This window comes from Rhodococcus sp. T9N (assembly GCF_024436645.1).
GTDB classification, from domain to species: Bacteria; Actinomycetota; Actinomycetes; order Mycobacteriales; family Mycobacteriaceae; genus Rhodococcus_F; species Rhodococcus_F qingshengii.
In genome coordinates this window covers 1-15,256 of sequence record NZ_JAMSKS010000032.1, presented here as the reverse complement: position 1 = coordinate 15,256, position 15,256 = coordinate 1, and the positions used below count along the sequence as shown (strand labels likewise).

Here is a 15,256-nt window from a genome sequence, read left to right as displayed (position 1 = left end):
TTCTGTTGAAGTCAGCCGAGTGGGGGTTGCCAGTCGAAGTCGACTGACGCCATGGAGCCTCTGTATACGAGCAATGAAATGATCTGCAAAATTATCGGTTCCTTGAGGTAAGGCACCATCGATCCTAGATCCATCGTTTACTCCTGTCGTTGGGTGATGTTCTGAAATGGATCAGGGTTGCGATGAGCCGGTCTCGATTAATCCGGCTAGCGAGCCGGTGGCGCCCTCGATGCCGGGCACTAGGGATCCGCTCCATACATTGTCCAGTAATCCGGTGAACAACGCAGCCGTTGCTTGAAGGAACATTGCGATCATATGAAGTTCCATCCTTTCGATAGATCTGGAAGACTTTTTGTACATCGGCGCATGCTTGTTGCATTCCACAAAGAGCAGGTTCGACTAGTGCACGGACCCTTGCGATCGTTCTGCTAAGAGATCCGTGTGGCGTTCGGGGTCTTATGTGGCGTGACGGGAATGAGGTTAGCTCGAGCAAGTCCACTTTGACTAGGAATTTGTAGAACCAAACTGAAACGTGTTTCATTTGTGCTGGTCAGGCAACCAAAATGGCCTATTTGGGCCGTGAGAGGAAGATCTTGCGGAACGCTAACCAGATTGCAAGATTGATGATTGCCGAATTGCTGGGTTTTGGGAATCGTGGCCGGTAATTATGACTTTTGGCGGACTGGTCGTTAATACTTTTGGGTGATATTTTGTCGAATACCCCCCAAAGTGGAGCGGCACGGGAGATGCTCCGATACCTTCTTCGCCGGCTCAGGAACTTCGTAGTTTGAACTGAAGCATCAGGATCAGTCGAGTGTCCGCGTCGCTCAGGTCAACCCCGCACATCTCCTTGCAGCGGCGTAATCGATTGCGGAGAGTGTTGGGGTGAACATGCAATGCTGCGGAGGAACTCGCGACATCACCGCCCTTGTCGAGGAAGGTGTGGGCCGTTGCGACGAGTTCGCTTCCATGTCGACGGTCGTACCCTTCCAGGGCGTGCATAGGTGTGGCGGTGCTCAGTCCGTCGAATATGTCGGCAACATGTAAGGCCAGTACCGACGCCAAGGTGTCGTTCATACCCGCGACAATCCCGCCGGACCGGTTGTGTCGCAGCGCGCCCAGAACATGGTCGGCGTCGGCGCGTGACAAATGGCATTCGCTGGCTGATTTCACGGTGCGGCCCACCGCAACGGCAAGTTGTGCTCGTGTGCGGGCGCGGCTGAGGAAGTCCTCCAACAGTCGGCGGGCGTTCGCTTCGTCAGCGCCGACAACAAGGTACGTCGAGTCGATCAACTGTGCGATCACGGCGTCGACGGCCAGAGTGTCCAGGTACAAGCTCAAGGAGGCGACCAACCCCGCCGGCAGTGGTCCCGTGACGGTTCCGACCGCGACCACCGTGAGCGGACCTGCCAACCGCAAGTCGTCGGCGGCGCGGAATGCGGGTTCGCCACCGCCGATCAGTGCTTGGACGCGCTGGGATTGGCGACGACGTGTGCTGTCGACCCGGTCACGCTCCGAGGCGATTCTCTCGGCCACGACAGATACCGCGGAACGAAGTATCGATTCCTGTGTGGGCGTCGGTGTTCCGGCCAGTGCGACCCAGATCGAGCCGACGGGGTGATCGTTCTCGCGAACTGCGATAACCAGTCGCGGCGTGATCGCGGGGTCTTCGAGGTCGACGTAGATGGGATCGCTCTCTCGGTGAAGCCGATCGAATACTCCTGCATCGGAGAGTAATTGGCGGAATCGGCTGGGTACCTGCCGACCGAGGATCGTGCCGATGCGAGCTTCGTCTACGGCCTGCTCGCCGCCGGAGTACGCGAGAACCGTCGAGTTCTCGTCCTCGATCGTGACGGGAGCGCCGAGCAATTCGGCCAGAGAACCGGCAACGGAGAAGAGGTCGTCGTCGCGCAGGTCCATGGGTGGGAGCCTACTGAGCGATGGACGGATTTCGGGTTTCGACGCCTCGGCAGGACCTCGATGGCGAATATAGGCTGGTGCAATGGCCGACATCGAAGGTGTTCTGTTCGATATCGACGGAGTCCTGCTCACGTCCTGGCAGCCGATCGAGGGAGCAGGGGAAGCAGTACGCGAAGTTCGGCGGCGCGGATTGGCCTGTGGGTTTCTGACCAACACCACCTCGCGCAGTTCGACACTCATCGCGCAGGGGTTGTGCGACGCCGGTATCGAGGTGGAGGCGAGCCAGATAGTTACTGCCGCCAGGCTCACGGGGGAGTACGTGCGGGCGACGTACCCGGACGCGAGGGCGTGGGTACTCAATCACGGTGACGTGTCCGCCGATCTCGAGGGAATCGAGTTCGACGACGCCGATCCCGAGGTCGTGATTCTCGGCGGCGCCGGCCCGGAGTTCACCCACGAGGCGCTGAGCCGAGTGCTCGAACTATTGCTCGCCGGAGTGCCCGTCGTCGCGATGCACCGCGGGATGATGTGGGAGACCGTAGACGGCCTTCGGATCGACACCGGAACGTACTTGCCCGGCTTCGAGGAAGTGGCGGGTGTAAACATCGCCGCAGTGGGTAAACCGTCTCTCACGGGGTTCCTGACAGCCACGGAGTTGATGCATGTCGAACCTGAGGCGACGGTGATGGTCGGCGACGATCTGATCGGGGACGTCCTCTCCTCGCAGCGGGTCGGCCTGACCGGAGTTCTGGTGCGCACAGGCAAGTTTCGGCAAACAGTGCTCGACCTCTCGGTTCAGAAGCCCGATCATGTCATCGATTCGGTCGCGGATCTCCCGGCCCTTCTCGGGGTCGTCCTCGAGGCTTGACCAGGCGGGGGTGACGGACTTCACTCGAGCGGGTACTCTCGCGCCCGAATCCAATGAACTTGTTCCACGAAGGAGTTTCTATGCCCTTGATCTCGTCAGTCTGGTTCCGTCGCTCATACTCTCGAGTCAGCGGAATTTCCAGTAGTCGGTTGGGGGGCCGCCTGGCGAGAACAGGGGCTGTGATGACTGTAGGTATGGGGCTCGCCGCCGGGCTGGCGCTGACCGGTGCGGGAGCTGCTTCCGCGGCGCCCGTCGCGTGTGTCTCGCCGCCGTCGGCAAATGACATCCAGGTCTCCGAGACCGCGAGCTGCGGCGCGCAGTCCGTCGGAGCCGGCCGCGCGCAGGCCGGTGCCGCCGAGAGCGGTACGGCAGTGAGCGTCGCCGCCGACAACGGCTACTCCAATTCATATGCCAACGGCTTCGGAACCGCGCTGGGGGCGTCTCGCGGTAACGGTCAGGCGCAGGCATTCGCGCTCGGCGGCGGTATCGCGCGGGCCGGGGCGGCTGACGGAAATGTCACCTTCGCCATCGCCGGTTACGGGGCGGGCGCTACAGCCGATGCCAATGGCGTCGACTGCGTCGGAGTGCTCTCGTTCGCGGTCAATTTGAGTAACGGACAGTTCTGCATCGCGGGCTGAGGCTCAACCTTGCACTCGGCACGCTCGAGTGCTAAAAATGCAGTTGGCACTCGCGAACCGTGAGTGCCAGGTCGAGGCAGTGAGACCGGGAACCATAGACACCCCCGGTCGTCCGTCGCGGGCACTGACTAGACCACAGGCGTAGATGGGTGACCAGGCAAATCGGTCGCCCGTGTAATGAGGTGACCGGTCAAACGGTCGCCTTGTGCCGATGAGGTGACCCGACGAGCGGTCACCTTGTGTGTCACCCCCTATCCGGAGGATCACTTCGCAATGGCAAAGATCATCGCGTTCGACGAAGAGGCACGTCGTGGCCTCGAGCGAGGCCTCAACGCCCTCGCCGACGCTGTCAAGGTGACGTTGGGCCCCAAGGGTCGCAACGTCGTTCTCGAAAAGAAGTGGGGCGCCCCCACGATCACCAACGATGGTGTTTCCATCGCCAAGGAGATCGAACTCGACGACCCGTACGAGAAGATCGGCGCCGAGCTCGTCAAGGAGGTCGCCAAGAAGACTGACGACGTCGCTGGCGACGGCACCACCACCGCTACCGTTCTCGCACAGGCACTGGTCCGTGAAGGTCTGCGCAACGTCGCAGCCGGCGCGAACCCGCTCGGCCTCAAGCGCGGCATCGAGAAGGCTGTCGAGGCTGTCACAGCTCGCCTGCTCGAGACCGCCAAGGAGATCGACACCAAGGAGCAGATCGCTGCTACCGCCGGTATTTCCGCCGGCGACCCGTCCATCGGTGAGCTCATCGCCGAGGCTATGGACAAGGTCGGCAAGGAAGGCGTCATCACGGTCGAGGAGTCCAACACCTTCGGCCTGCAGCTCGAGCTCACCGAGGGCATGCGCTTCGACAAGGGCTACATCTCGGCGTACTTCGCCACCGATGCAGAGCGTCAGGAAGCCGTCCTCGAAGACGCGTACATCCTGCTCGTCAGCTCCAAGATCTCCACGGTCAAGGACCTGCTGCCCCTGCTGGAGAAGGTCATCCAGTCCGGCAAGCCGCTCCTGATCATCGCCGAGGACGTCGAGGGCGAAGCTCTCTCCACCCTCGTGGTCAACAAGATCCGTGGCACCTTCAAGTCTGTTGCCGTCAAGGCTCCCGGCTTCGGTGACCGTCGTAAGGCTCAGCTCGCCGACATCGCCATCCTCACCGGTGGCGAGGTCATCAGCGAAGAGGTCGGACTCTCCTTGGAGACCGCAGGCCTCGAGCTCCTCGGCCAGGCACGCAAGGTCGTCATCACCAAGGACGAGACCACCATCGTCGAGGGTGCCGGCGACGCCGACGCAATCGCCGGTCGTGTCAGCCAGATCCGCGCCGAGATCGAGAACAGCGACTCGGATTACGACCGTGAGAAGCTGCAGGAACGTCTGGCCAAGCTGGCCGGCGGCGTTGCAGTCATCAAGGCCGGCGCTGCTACCGAGGTCGAGCTCAAGGAGCGCAAGCACCGCATCGAAGATGCAGTGCGTAACGCAAAGGCAGCCGTCGAAGAGGGCATCGTCGCCGGTGGTGGCGTTGCACTTCTCCAGGCAGCTCCCGCACTGGACGACCTCAAGCTCGAAGGTGACGAGGCAACCGGCGCGAACATCGTTCGCGTTGCACTGTCCGCTCCGCTCAAGCAGATCGCATTCAACGCAGGCCTCGAGCCCGGCGTTGTTGCGGACAAGGTCTCCAACCTGCCCGCAGGTCACGGCCTCAACGCTGCGACCAACGAGTACGGCGACCTGCTCGCTGCAGGCATCAACGACCCGGTCAAGGTCACCCGCTCGGCACTGCAGAACGCAGCGTCCATCGCGGCTCTGTTCCTGACGACCGAAGCCGTTGTCGCTGACAAGCCCGAGAAGGCCGGAGCGCCTGCAGGCGATCCGACCGGCGGCATGGGCGGCATGGACTTCTGAGTCCATCTCCACCTAGCTCCTAGAGCCCGGCCCACCATTCGGTGGGCCGGGCTTTTGCTCGTGCGGGGGAGGCAAGTTTCGATGACTTGGCAGCGGCAGCCGCGATGCAGATTGCGGATTCACCTAACCAAGAGGTTGCCTCCTGATCGATCGGAATCACAGGCACCTTTTCCGATTGCTGGATCCGGTGATACCCAACGATTCCGAGCAGAACCCAGAGGATCGGCATGTCAGCTCGCTACAATTCGGACATTCGTTCAGCGTCGGAATTGAGGGGCATGCATGATCTTTCGGAACTCGTTGCCAGCCGCGGTATCTCAGATGGGGCCGCGAGACGCGGAGTTCGTCTACAACGAGTCCGGCGGACATCTGAGCCACATGGTCTGCGCCTACTTCTTCGACACGACGGGCCATCCGCTCGCAGAGATGACGCACGACGACGCGGTTCGGTGGATCACCGAAAGATTCGGATACTGGCCACTGTTCACGAGTCGACTCCAGCGAGTTCCGCTGGATCTGGACTATCCCTATTGGGTCCCGGCCGATTTCGACGTCGGTGATCACGTGCACGTCCATCGTGCCCCGGTTGCCGGGTGGGCGCCGGTTCGTGAATTGCTCGGGCGCTCGCTCGGTGAGCCGATGGACTTGTCCCGGCCGCCCTGGGAGTTGCACGTCATGACCGGAGTGCACGGGATCGACGAGCTACCGGGCAATCTGACGCTGATCATGCTCAAGACCCACCACGGGGCCGGTGACGGTCTGGCGATCCGCGATCTGACCAACCTTCTGTTCTCCGGTCCGCCGAAGCCGGAGACGAAGCGTGCCGGTTCGGGGCTTTCGTCGCTGAATTTGATCGGGCGCACGGTCGTGGGTTTGCCCGGCCAGGCGATCCGTTTCGGCCGGGGTCTGTCCGTGACAAAGGTTGCGGCCGAGACGGTTCGGGAGGCGGAAGAGGCCGGAGAGCTGCCTACGTACTCGGCCGACCGCCTGCCGACCCGATTCAACGGCATGCTGGGCGGAGACATCACGATCGATTTCCTGACGCTGGACGGCGCAGACATCAAAGCGATCCGAGCGGCCGTTCCGGACGTGACGGTCAACGACATCTTCCTGACCGTCGTCGCCGGCGCTCTCGACGCATACCTGTCGGAGAAGGGCGAGAAATCAGGCAGTGGGTTGGCGGCGATGGTTCCCCGATCGATGCGGCAGATCGCCGAATGGGAATCGGCCAACCAACTGGCGCTGTTGACGGTCGATCTGCACACGGACGTCGAAGATCCGGTCGAGCGGCTGACACGAATCAGGGATTCGGCGCTGATGGCAAAGGGGCGGAGTTTGCACCCAGCCGTCCGTCGATACGGCACACGCATCGAAACGTCGCCCGCGGCTCTGCTCAGACTCACCGGTCTCTCGCGTCGGATCAACAAGCTTGACCCTTCGCACAAGGTCATTCAGAACACGACGATCAGCAATGTCCCGGTATCGGTCGACGGCAATGTCTTCGAAGGTGCGCCGGCGGTGGCAGTTCTCGGCGGGCAGGCGCCGGTCGACGGAGACATTCTGCGCCACTTCCTCATTGCTGCGCGTGGAGGTTCTCTGACGCTCAATGTCATTGTCTCGCGAGAGACGATGCCAGATATCGAGCACTACATCGAATTATTGCGGGTGGGGTTCACGGCGCTTCTGCAGGCAGTTTCCGACCAAAATCGTGAGTTGGTCGAACGATAATCTCTCGACACCTCAGCTTTACGCCGCCTGTCGTTCCCTGAGTTTTCTGATCGGCGTCATTTGCTCGTCCCAAGTGAACCACTGAACATCTTGGTTGGGCAGCGTCAGTGGCCTGGCCGTCAAGGGTCTCGAGGCCCTCGCTGCGCTCAGCGGTGGAGAGTTGAAGGCCGCCAAGTAGATTGTCGATTTCGGGGCCTGCTCGTGTTGGCGCGTAGGCCCCGAAATACCTTTTGTCGGCGCGTAATTCTCGCCATGTCAAGTGCCGGAATTCTCAACCTAACGGCATGAGCATCCAGGCGGCGAGATATACCAAAGCCGCGGTTCCACCCGTGCAAATAGCCGCGATAACGGCGAGTAGACGGACAAGATTTACGTCGGCGCCGAAGTAATCTGCAATTCCGCCGCACACTCCGGCGAACATTTTCTTGTCGTTGGAACGGGTGAAGGGGCGAGGTGTGTTGCTTTCGAATGTCATGCTTCAATTCTGAAGCGAGATCGCATCAGGCACCATCGGGGACGACCCCCATCTGCACCCTGATCTTTTGAGCCCGTCGTGTCATACCCCGGTAGTTCATCCCAGCTTCACCGAACGGTTGCTGCGGGAGACTACCTTGTCGGCGGTGACCGATTTAGCAGAACGCCGACCGTTCCTCAGCGCCTTCGCGGATCTCTCGACCGCCGTCGATCTGGCCGACACCGCCGCCTTCACCGTCGACGACAATGACGACGACGATCCGGTGCTGCTGACGTCGCCGGACGGTTTCGAGGTCGACACCTGGCGGGAGGGCTACCCGTACGACGCACGGATGCCTCGGGACGAGTACGAAATGTCCAAGCGTCTGCTGCAGATCGAACTCCTCAAGCTGCAGAACTGGTCGAAAGAAACCGGCGCACGGCACGCCATCGTGTTCGAAGGACGCGACGCTGCCGGTAAGGGCGGAACGATCAAACGATTCATGGAGCACCTCAATCCTCGTGGCGCTCGCGTCGTCGCGCTGGAGAAGCCGTCGGCTCGCGAGTCGACGCAGTGGTACTTCCAGCGCTACGTGCAGCACCTTCCCGCCGCCGGGGAACTGGTGATGTTCGATCGATCTTGGTACAACCGGGCCGGGGTCGAGCGGGTCATGGGTTTCTGCACCGACGAGGAGCATGAGCGATTTCTGCGCCAGGTGCCGTTGTTCGAGCAGATGCTCGTCGACGACGGCATCAGCTTGATCAAGTTCTGGTTCTCGGTTTCACCGCTGGAGCAGCGCACGCGGTTCGCGATCAGACAGGTCGATCCCGTGCGGCAGTGGAAGCTTTCGCCGATGGACATCGCTTCTCTGGACAAGTGGGATGCGTACACGGCGGCGAAGGAAGAGATGATCCGGTTCACCGATACCGCCACCGCTCCGTGGACCGTCATCAAGAGCAACGACAAGAAACGCGCGCGGATAAACGCGATGCGTCACGTGCTCAGTCAGTTCGATTACGACAACAAGGATTACGAGATCGTGGGTACTCCGGATCCGCTGATCGTGGGCAGCCTCGAATAGTCGGCGCGTGTGCTCTGCCCATCCGCGGCGTGGGTGGTTAGTGTGAGTTGAATGGAGACCGTACCGATCCAACTCCCCGACGGCACCGTGACCCCGATCCGTCTGTTTCCCGGACCGAACGACGACGCACCCGTGGTGGTGATGTTGCCCGGGCTCGGAGTTCCCGCCGGGTTCTACGATCCGGTGGCGCAGGCCCTGGTCGAAGCCGGCTTCAACGCGGCCATCGGTGAACTGCGCGGCCAAGGTGACAGCAAACCGCGCCCGAGCGCGTCGAGTGCTTTCGGATATCAGGAACTGGTCTCGATCGATTGTCCGGCGACGTTCGAGGTAGTGCGCGAGCGGTTCCCGGCCAGCACACCATTTCTGATGGGGCACAGCATGGGCGGCCAGATCGGGGTGATGTACGCGTCGAGGATTCGGGGCCGGCTCGGCGGACTGATCCTGGTTGCCTCCGGATCGCCGTATCACCGCGGATTCCCCGGAATCCGTGCGCCCGGACTCTATCTGGGTTCGTCCGCGATGTCGGTGACAGCCAACATTGCCGGCTTCTGGCCGGGAGACCGGGTCAACGTCGGCGGCTTCGGTCGACAGTCGAAAGTACTGATCACCGATTGGGCCCGGTTCGCCAGGACCGGTCGCATGGAACCCGTCGGTGCGGATATCGACTACGAGGAGCGGATCGCTCGCCTGACCTTGCCGGTTCTGTCGATCACGATCGAAGGGGACGATCTCGCTCCACGCCGGTCGGCAAAGAACCTGGTGGACAAGCTCTCCGGGGCCCAAGTGACGATGACGCACATCGACGAACCACTCGGTCACAACGGTTGGATACGCAATCCCACCGCTGTGAGCGAGCGCGTCGTCGCGTGGTTGCGCGACCGCTGAAAGATCAGGCGAGTTTCTGCCAGAGGAACTCGTAGGTCAGCGCAGTCTTGAAGGCCAGCTGAGCATTGTCCGCGGCGCCGCCGTGGCCACCCTCGATGTTCTCGAAATACAGCACCGGCTTGCCCAGCTCTTCCAGCCGTGCGGCCATCTTGCGGGCATGCGCGGGGTGGACGCGGTCGTCGCGGGTGGACGTCGCGATCAGGATCGGTGGGTACGACGCGGCGGCGTCGATGTTCTGATACGGCGAGTACTCCGAGATGAATGCCCACTCCTCCGGGACATCGGGGTCACCGTATTCGGCCATCCACGAAGCGCCGGCCAGCAGGAGATGGAATCGGCGCATGTCCAGCAGCGGGACCTGACAGACGATGGCGCCGAAGAGCTCGGGGTACTTGGTCAGCATGATGCCCATCAGCAGGCCGCCGTTGCTACCGCCCTGAGCTGCCAGAAGATCCGGGGTCGTGATTCCGCGATCGACGAGGTCTCTCGCGACGGCAGCGAAGTCTTCGTGCACCTTGTGGCGCCCGGCCTTGAGAACCTGTGTGTGCCAACCGGGTCCGTACTCGCCGCCACCACGAATGTTCGCAACCACATAGGTTCCGCCCTGCGTCAGCCAGGCACGGCCCAGAGAACCGCTGTACGACGGTGTCAGCGAGATCTCGAATCCGCCGTACCCGTAGAGCAGGGTAGGGCCGGGCTCGCTACGCGGACTGCGCACCACGAAGTACGGAACTTGGGTGCCGTCGGCAGAGGTGGCGAAGAACTGCTCCGTGGTGATGCCCTCGGCGTCGAAGAACGAGGGAGCCTGCTTGAGGGCAGTGGGTTCGGTTTCGCCGATCACGCCGTGCAAAAGAGTTGCAGGGGAGGTGTATCCACTCGAATTGACGAAGTACTCGTTGCTGACATCAGGGTCGGTGTCGAGAATTTCGATACTGGTCAGTTCTGGAAGCCCTTCGAAAGGTCGATCCTCCCAGCCGTTTTCGCCCGGCGTCAGGATTCGCAGCGTCGTGCGCACGTCGGTCAGGACCACCAGAATCAGATGATCGCGTGTCCAGGTGTAGTGCTCGAGCGAGGAATGTGCGTCGGGTTCGAAGATCGATGTCAGTGCTCGTGAGCCGGCAAGGAAATCGTCGTAACGGATGGCAAGCAGTGCGCCGGTCGGATATTCGGTGTCCTCGACGGCCCACACGGACTTGGTGCGGATCAACAACCACTCGTGGTGAATCGAGATCCCGGCGTCCTCGGGGACGTCCACGAGCACCAGTTCACCGTCGGGGCGAACTTCGAAATGCTGAGAGTTGTAGAAATCGACCGAGCGAGTGACGAAGTCTCGTTCGAATCCGGGCGTCGGATCGTGCGAAGCCGAGATCGCCACGTCCGTGGCCTGGCCCTCGTAGACGGTCTCGGCGCTGGAGAGGGGAGTGCCGCGTTTCCACCGCTGGGCCAGACGGGGATATCCGGAATCGGTGAGCGACCCCGGTCCGATATCCGTTCCGACGTAGACGGTGTCGATGTCGATCCAGTCGATGTCGGTCTTGGCCTCGGGAAGGTAGAAGCCGGGATTCTCGCCCTCGGGAGCGAGGAACTCGCGCTTGTCGATGTCGAACTCGCGAACGACCGCCGCGTCTGCCCCACCGCGGGAGAGGCTGATCAATGCACGGTTGCGGTGTGGCCGTAGAAGTTGCGTGCCCTTCCAGACCCAGTTCTCGCCCTCGGCCTCGGCCAGGGCGTCGAGGTCGACGAGGACGTCCCATTCCGGGTCGTCGGTGACGTACTGATCGAACGTCGTGCGTCGCCACAATCCGCGAACGTGGGTGCTGTCGCGCCAGAAGTTGTAGAGGAACTCACCTCGACGGCGGACGTAGGGGATTCGCGCGTCGGTATCGAGGATCTCGCGCACGTCGCTCTGTAGTCGATCGAAGCGCTCGTTGTCGGTGAGCTGCTCCTCGGTCACGGCATTGTGCTGACGGACCCAATCGAGTGCAGACTCACCGGTCACGTCTTCGAGCCAGAGGTAGGGGTCGTCGCCGGTGGTGGGCTGCTGATCGGAAGTCATACGTCCATTCTTACTGCTCGCTCCCGACAGCACTCGACCCCGCTCCCGAAACACTGGAGCGGGGTCGAGTGAGAACGAATCGGGTCAGACGCCCAGGGAGTGAGCGAGCATCGGCCAGGAGTTGTGGAGATCGTCCTGCCAGTAGCCCCACGAGTGGGTGCCGGTCGGCTTGAAGTCGAAGGTGGCCGGGATCTTCAGGTCGCTCAGGCGGTAGGCGAGGTTGTGGGTGCAGTAGTTGACCGCTGCCTCGATGACGCCGCCGACGATTGCCTGGTTGGCGAGCGCACCGACCTGACCGTTGATCGCGGGATTGGCGAGAGTGTCGTGTGGGCCGGGGAGTCCCGAGCCGGTGGAGACGTAGAGTTCGGTGCCGCGGAGCTTCTCGGCGTTGAGGACCGGATCGTTGTCCTTCCATCCCTGACCGTCGAGCGGGCCCCACATGTTGGTGATGTCAGCTCCACCGCGGGTACCTGTGACAAGTTCGATCGCACTCTGACCGACGGGGGTGCTGGTCTCAGCGCATCCGCTGTACGCCCCGACGCCCTTGTAGAGGCCGGGAGCCGCGATGGCGAGGTTGAGGACCGAGGTCGCGGTCATGGAGATCGCGGAGATCGACTGGACCTTGTTGGTGTTGAACTCGGCGTCGATGACGGGCGGGAGTTCCTTGGTCAGGAACGTCTGCCACTTCTGGCGACCGAGAACCGGATCGTCGTTCACCCAGTCGGTGTAATAGCTGAACGCGCCTTCGAGTGGAGTGACGACGTTGACGTTCTTGTCCTGGAAGAAGTTCATGACGTCGGTCTTGCGTTGCCAGGTCGCCGAGTCTTCGCCGCCGCCTGCACCGTTGAGCAGGTAGAGCGTCGGGCGGGGTTCGCTGTTGTCTGCGGGGAGGATGACCTCGAGCGGGATGTTGCGATCCATCGCCGGGGAGAAGACCGAGATGGTGACCTTGCGGTCGCCGGTCTTGGTGTTGCTCACGACGTGCGATCCGGACGTGTCACCGCCCGCAGAAGCTGTCGCCGGACTGATCAGCATCGGCAGCACCGTGGCCACTGCGAGAGCTGCGATCACACTGCCACGCTTGAAAATTCGAGCACGCATACGTTCGGATCCTCCACCTGAATGTCTTCGGATCCGGAACGGATCGAAGTGCCTGTGAGCCCTTACTGGAACAGGTTCACTTTTTGTTATGTGTCAGTAAAGCAGAGCGGGCGCAGAAAGTGACGCGATTCGATTGCCTGACAATTGAATTGGCCCCGGAATTAACCCCCGAATTAACCCCCGAATCGGCCCAGACAAGCACTCGACCCCGCTCCCGGAAGTGCAGGGAGCGGGGTCGAGTCGGAACGATTTCGGTCAGATGCCCATCGAACGAGCGAGCATCGGCCAGGAGTTGTGGAGATCGTCTTCCCAGTAGCCCCACGAGTGGGTGCCGGTCGGCTTGAAGTCGAAGGTGGCCGGGATCTTGAGATCGTTGAGGCGGTAGGCGAGGTTGTGGGTGCAGTAGTTGACTGCTGCCTCGATGACGCCGCCGACGATCACCTGGTTGGCGAGTGTGCCGACCTGTCCGTTGATCGCCTCGTTGTTCAGGGTGTCGTGCGGGCCGGGGAGTCCGGAGCCGGTGGAGATGAAGAGCTCGGTGCCGCGGAGCTTCTCGGCGTTGACGACGGGGTCGTTGTCGATCCAGCCCTGGCCGTCGAGGGGGCCCCACATGTTGGTCACGTCAGCGTCGCCGCGCATGCCCACAACCAGTTCGATGGAGGACTGGCCGACCGGTGTGCTCGTCTCGGCGCATCCGCTGTATGCACCGACGCCCTTGTAGAGGCCCGGAGCTGCGATGGCGAGGTTGAGGACCGAGGTCGCGGTCATCGAGATCGCGGAGATCGACTGGACGCCGTTGGTGTTGAACTCGGCGTCGATGACGGGCGGGAGTTCCTGGGTCAGGAACGTCTGCCACTTCTGACGGCCGAGGGACGGGTCGTCGTTCACCCAGTCGGTGTAGTAGCTGAATGCACCTTCGAGCGGGGTGACGACGTTGACGTTCTTGTCAGCGAAGAACTCGTTGACGTCGGTCTGACGCTGCCACGTCGCCCGGTCTTCGCCGCCGCCTGCACCGTTGAGCAGGTAGAGGGTCGGGCGGGGTTCGCTGCCGTCTGCCGGGAGGATGACCTCGAGCGGAATATCGCGTTCCATGGAAGGGGAGTACACCTTGATGGTGGCGATGCGCCCGTTGTCCGTGCGGCTCGAGAGCTTGGAACCCGTTGTGTTTGCCTTGGCAACAGTTGCCGTGGTGGTCGACGGATCTCCGCCTGCGGACGACACTGCAGGGCTGATCAGCATCGGCAGCACGGATACTGCGGCTACAGCGGCGACCAGACGGCCACGCTTGAAAGTGCGAGCACGCATACGTTCAGAAACCTCCACCTAAAATTCCTTCGAATCCGCCCAGGAGTGAACGGTCCTTTGTTGCTGTTCCCGTACGGGAATTCATGCTGGGTACATGCTCTGTCGATAGGTACAGGGCGTGTGAGTCTTGTAAGTTCTACCGCATCGGTGCGTTATCCGCCAGTGAACCAGAGATTTGCTGAACGTACGACCAGTTTCAGGTGAATTTCCCTGATCATCGACGGGATTAGTGAGTGAACCGGACATATCCACTATGGGAACAACATTGTTGCCTACCTCTGCAGTCGAACGCGTCTGTCGAAGATCTTCTCCGATATCAGCGCCCAGCGGGGAGTTACGTTTCGGTGAACGTCGGTTACTCGCCGCAGACTCGCGCGGACTCGACGGCAATCGCCAAGAGTTTCGCGTGGCAGGCGCGGGTCGAGTTCCCGGAGATCACCCCTGTCTTCAGCGTCGACGGCGTCGTGGAGATTCAGGAGTCCGGCGGAATCGCCCTGGCCTTCGACCTGGAAGACTCGAATCCGCTGGAGGGAGACCTGGCCAACGTCTCGTACTTCTGCGACCTCGGAGTCCGCTCGATGTTGCCGACGTACAACTACATGAATGCTGCCGGCTGTGGCTGCTTGGACCTGGCGGACACGGGGTTGAGTGGATACGGCCGTGACCTGGTTGCCGAGATGAATCGCGTCGGAATGACGGTCGACGGCTCACATTGTTCGGTACAGACGGGGTTGGACATCTCAGCTATCACCCAGCGAGCAATGATCTACAGCCACTCGAATCTCCGAAGGTTGTGGGAGCATCCGCGCAACATCACCGACGATCAGGCCAGGGCGTGTGCGGAGACCGGCGGCGTCATCGGGATCAACGGCGTCGGCATATTCCTCGGCGTCAACGGACCGGATGACGACCAGGCTCGGCTGTCCGCGATGGCCGACCACATCGAAGAGGCTGTGGGACTCGTCGGCATCGATCATGTCGGGATCGGCTCCGACTTCTCCTTCGACGCCGACGACTTCCGCGAAGAGATCGAGCAGAACCCGTCGTCGTTCTCCGAGGCGTACACCGCGTGGGGGCCACTGCAGTGGACTCCTCCGGAGGAGGTGCTGACACTTGATCAGGTATTGCGTGAGCGGGGCTTCGACGAGCCGTCGATCGAGGCCGTGTACGGCGGAAATTTCGCCCGAGTTGCCCGAGAAGTGTGGGCTACCGACGGGTAATACGACCATCTGGGGACAGCGAAACGATGCAGGACTACCCTGGTGAATCGTGACCTCACACTATGACGTCGTTGTCCTCGGAGCCGGCCCCGGTGGGTACG

At 61.8% G+C, this 15,256-nt stretch carries 12 protein-coding genes; 7 read left to right on the top strand and 5 right to left on the bottom strand.

Going from position 1 to position 15,256, the window contains the following annotated elements:
* Window positions 1–771: 771 nt before the first annotated feature.
* The gene (locus M1L53_RS31110; protein WP_007733721.1) at window positions 772–1,920 is read right to left on the bottom strand and encodes a CdaR family transcriptional regulator; all 1,149 of its coding nucleotides are present in this window, start codon (window positions 1,918–1,920) and stop codon (window positions 772–774) included.
* An 82-nt stretch (window positions 1,921–2,002) separates the two neighbouring features.
* On the opposite strand from M1L53_RS31110, the gene M1L53_RS31105 reads away from it, so the two are divergent.
* The 4 genes from M1L53_RS31105 (at window position 2,003) to M1L53_RS31090 (ending at window position 7,053) form a co-directional block, all read left to right on the top strand.
* Window positions 2,003–2,788: an HAD-IIA family hydrolase gene (locus M1L53_RS31105; RefSeq protein ID WP_003941506.1), complete on the top strand. Its 786-nt coding sequence runs from the start codon at window positions 2,003–2,005 to the stop codon at window positions 2,786–2,788.
* 80 nt (window positions 2,789–2,868) lie between these two features.
* Window positions 2,869–3,426: a DUF6764 family protein gene (locus M1L53_RS31100; protein ID WP_039973364.1), complete on the top strand. Its 558-nt coding sequence runs from the start codon at window positions 2,869–2,871 to the stop codon at window positions 3,424–3,426.
* Between the two features lie 273 nt (window positions 3,427–3,699).
* A complete protein-coding gene (groL, locus tag M1L53_RS31095) occupies window positions 3,700–5,325 on the top strand; it encodes a chaperonin GroEL (protein ID WP_003941476.1) in 1,626 nt (541 codons plus the stop codon).
* 282 nt (window positions 5,326–5,607) lie between these two features.
* A complete protein-coding gene (locus M1L53_RS31090; RefSeq protein ID WP_007733729.1) occupies window positions 5,608–7,053 on the top strand; it encodes a wax ester/triacylglycerol synthase domain-containing protein in 1,446 nt (481 codons plus the stop codon).
* Between the two features lie 271 nt (window positions 7,054–7,324).
* Here M1L53_RS31090 and M1L53_RS31085 read toward each other — a convergent pair whose 3' ends face one another.
* Window positions 7,325–7,528, bottom strand: a complete 204-nt coding sequence (locus tag M1L53_RS31085) for a PspC domain-containing protein (RefSeq protein WP_003941534.1) — start codon at window positions 7,526–7,528, stop codon at window positions 7,325–7,327.
* Between the two features lie 145 nt (window positions 7,529–7,673).
* On the opposite strand from M1L53_RS31085, the gene ppk2 reads away from it, so the two are divergent.
* Window positions 7,674–8,588, top strand: coding sequence for a polyphosphate kinase 2 (ppk2, locus tag M1L53_RS31080; RefSeq protein ID WP_007733731.1), 915 nt, complete (start codon window positions 7,674–7,676; stop codon window positions 8,586–8,588).
* 51 nt (window positions 8,589–8,639) lie between these two features.
* On the top strand, window positions 8,640–9,473 hold the full coding sequence (locus M1L53_RS31075; protein ID WP_042450422.1) for an alpha/beta fold hydrolase: 834 nt from the start codon (window positions 8,640–8,642) through the stop codon (window positions 9,471–9,473).
* A 4-nt stretch (window positions 9,474–9,477) separates the two neighbouring features.
* On the opposite strand, the gene M1L53_RS31070 is transcribed toward M1L53_RS31075, so the two are convergent.
* From M1L53_RS31070 to M1L53_RS31060, 3 genes are all read right to left on the bottom strand, one after another.
* Window positions 9,478–11,529 (bottom strand): prolyl oligopeptidase family protein, encoded by a 2,052-nt coding sequence (locus M1L53_RS31070; protein ID WP_047268841.1) that lies wholly within the window; start codon window positions 11,527–11,529, stop codon window positions 9,478–9,480.
* 84 nt (window positions 11,530–11,613) lie between these two features.
* Window positions 11,614–12,630, bottom strand: a complete 1,017-nt coding sequence (locus M1L53_RS31065; protein WP_007733734.1) for an alpha/beta hydrolase family protein — start codon at window positions 12,628–12,630, stop codon at window positions 11,614–11,616.
* 255 nt (window positions 12,631–12,885) lie between these two features.
* On the bottom strand, window positions 12,886–13,935 hold the full coding sequence (locus M1L53_RS31060; RefSeq protein ID WP_007733735.1) for an alpha/beta hydrolase family protein: 1,050 nt from the start codon (window positions 13,933–13,935) through the stop codon (window positions 12,886–12,888).
* Window positions 13,936–14,168: 233 nt separating this feature from the next.
* Here M1L53_RS31060 and M1L53_RS31055 point away from each other — a divergent pair, with 233 nt between their 5' ends.
* Window positions 14,169–15,155, top strand: a complete 987-nt coding sequence (locus M1L53_RS31055) for a dipeptidase (protein WP_039973363.1) — start codon at window positions 14,169–14,171, stop codon at window positions 15,153–15,155.
* Window positions 15,156–15,256 lie beyond the last annotated feature (101 nt).